At 29.8% G+C, this 3,059-nt stretch carries 2 protein-coding genes; both read left to right on the forward strand.

Going from position 1 to position 3,059, the window contains the following annotated elements; translation table 11 throughout:
• The first annotated feature begins 129 nt into the window (after positions 1 to 129).
• A complete protein-coding gene (locus tag ACIQ56_RS16210) occupies positions 130 to 870 on the forward strand; it encodes a hypothetical protein (RefSeq protein WP_397602077.1) in 741 nt (246 codons plus the stop codon).
• Between the two features lie 282 nt (positions 871 to 1,152).
• Positions 1,153 to 2,763 carry a peptide ABC transporter substrate-binding protein gene (locus ACIQ56_RS16215; RefSeq protein ID WP_397602078.1) on the forward strand — a complete coding sequence of 537 codons (1,611 nt, stop codon included), beginning with the start codon at positions 1,153 to 1,155 and terminating at the stop codon, positions 2,761 to 2,763.
• Positions 2,764 to 3,059 lie beyond the last annotated feature (296 nt).

Genomic DNA, 3,059 nt, shown 5'->3' on the forward strand with positions numbered 1-3,059 from the left:
TTATCCCCTATTTTTACTGCTATTGTAGGACCAAATTGTGAAAAATAGTTATTTCAAAATGTTTGTAAATCGTTATGGTCTTTTTTTCATTTACAAAAAAAAGAAATTCCAGGTTATTTTTATCGAGGAATGTGTCTTGAATTTGGGATTGCAAAAATATTAAAAAAACGTGGTGTTATTATAAGAACATTATGTGAAGTGATTCGGGTTAACTATACAAAAGAATCCTTTTTTCAGCTTTTATTATCAGATGAAGTTATGCCTTTAAATAAATCTATCCATTGTAAAAAATTAATTTTTGCAATACCTCTTACAAAATGTTTAGGAGTGATTGCAAAAGAACACTTTACACCAAGTCAATCTCGTTTTGTTTCAAAAGTAAGACCTGTTTCTTTAGTTGTTTCTGAAATTTCTCATTTTCAATCGATAAAATCGGAAAATTGGCCTGAAAGTGTGAGTTCTGGAGATCAATTTTTATTTCCTGTTGAAAGAGCACAGTGTTTCCTTACTCAAGATGGTCGTTTGTTATTTTCAACAAAACTAGATTACGAGGAGTCTTTGCAAGCTCCCGCCGTTCGCGAGGCCGTATCTCGTTTGAGACGTGCTGCTGCTCGTGTATTAAAATCGGAATATGCAGAAGAATTAAAAAAAGGCGCTCGAATTCCTCAAAATAAAATTAGTGAGAGAATAGTTCTTTTGCCAGTTGCATTTACCATTCCTTCAGATATGCCATCAAATATTGAAGTAAAAGAAACAAAAATGGGATTAGAAGGTCTCTATTGTTGTGGTGATAGTTTTCCTGGCTTTGCAGAAGAACCGTGGAAAATGGTTGTAAATAGTGTTTATGATGTTGCAATGCAGTTGAGTTAATTATTTTTCAAATTTTAATTTTATAATATAATCTATTTATAATGAAATATTAAACTATAAATTTGAATTCTTAAATTTCATACTCCAAATTTCGAGGATCATACTAAAATTAAAATAGAAAAATTATTTATTGTTAAATTTTATTCTTATCGATAATAAAATTATCAAAATTAGGATTCCATTATATTCAGAAAATATTCAAATGAACTAGATAGTAATTACTCCTTTTGATATAATTTTTATCCAGGTTTACAGAAGAATGATTTTACTTAAGGAGGATCTATGATACTTCGAAATATCGCTATATCTATGGCTAGTGTCTTTTTGGCAAATCCAATTTTTGCGACATCAAAAGATATAAAATTAGCCAAAAACCAAGTTTTAAATATTGGAAATTTAGATGATCCGAAAACTCTAGATCCCCAAAAATGTAATGAATCAACTTGCTCTGCTATTGTCAGACAACTTTTTGAAGGTTTAGTAACAACAGATTTAAAAGAAAATATTATTCCTGCCGCAGCGGAAAGCTGGAAAATAAGTGCAGATGGGAAAAAATATATTTTTATTTTAAGAAAAGATTTAAAGTGGTCTGATGGCACAAAATTAACAGCAAAAGATTTTGTTTTTGCTTTTCAAAGGTTAGTTGATCCCAAAATCGCTTCGTATCAAGCCTCACTGCTAGAGTTTGTTATAAATGGAAAAGACATTACGGAAGGAAAAAAAACACCTCAGACACTTGGTGTTAAAGCGGTGAATGATGTTACTTTAGAAATTGATTTAATCAAACCCATTCCTTCTTTTTTAGAAAATTTAACAGTTCCAAATACGTCTCCTGTTCAAATATCGAGTGTAGAAAAATACAAGGACTCATTTACTCAAGTAAATAATTTGGTTTCTAATGGGCCCTATAAATTAACTTATCGCAAAGTTGGAGACAAGGTAACAGCTGATAAAAATCCACTTTATTGGAATAATAAAGAATTATTCATTGAAAAAGTAAATTTTCATTCTATAACAGACCAAAACTCTGAATTTTCAATGTATGAAACTGGTCAGCTTGATATAACGGCGACAATTCCTATAAATAAATTTAAACAAATTAAAGCTAAATATGGTTCAGAACTAAGCAATCATCCCTATTTAGCAAGTTACGTTTATATTTTTAATACTCAAAAAGCACCCTTAAATAATAAAAAATTGCGTCAAGCATTAAGCATAGCTATAGATAGAGATATCATAGCAAACTCTGTTATGGGGCAAGGGCAAAGACCTCTTTATGATCTTATTCCTTATGGCTTAAAAAATTATTCTCAAAATAAATTATATTGGCAAGATTGGCCTAGAGCAAAACAAATTGAAGAAGCAAAAAAGTTATATAGTGAAGCTGGGTATTCTGCTTCAAATCGTTTAACCATTCATATACTATATAATACAAATGATGCTCATAAAAAAATTGCATCTTCCATTGCTTCAATGTGGAAAAATAATTTAGGTGTTCATGTTGTTACGGTAAATGAAGAGTGGAAAACAATGTTAGATAAAAGAACAAATGGAGATTTTGAAGTTTTACGTCTTGGAAATATTGCAAATATTAATGACGCCACAGATTTTTTAGCTCCGTACCGCTCGCTTGATCCTTCAAATGATCCTAAATATAAAAATCCTGAGTTCGATAATATTGTAAATCAAGCTCTCCAAGAAATGAACCCTCAAAAAAGAAAAGAATTATTAGAAAATGCTTCTAAAATAATTACTGAGGATGCTCCTATTGCTCCTATTTATAGTTATACTTCTGCTTTTTTAAAAAAACCATATGTTGTGGGATTTCAAAAAAATGCAATGGATAAATACTCACTCGTTGGTGTTTATTTAGAAGAGAAAAAAATAAATTAAAATAATAATATATTTTCTAATTTAACTTTCTTTTTGTTACTTGACATCCCCTTTTTTATTTAAATATTAAAATATATAATGCCAGTTAAGAGTTGAGAATGTGTTTTTAGAAAAAGAATATGTACTTAAAAAGGCATGCAGAAAATCTTCCGAAAACATGGACAAGCAAGCCCTTTGTTGAACGGACTTTGGATGCCGTTTAAATGCCACTAGATTCAATTAACCAGTTGAATAGGATTTCTATTGATTGTCTAATTGAACTAACAGATTTAGAATATACTTTTTCATCGTATGAA

This window comes from Silvanigrella sp. (assembly GCF_044369315.1).
Classification (GTDB): domain Bacteria; phylum Bdellovibrionota_B; class Oligoflexia; order Silvanigrellales; family Silvanigrellaceae; genus Silvanigrella.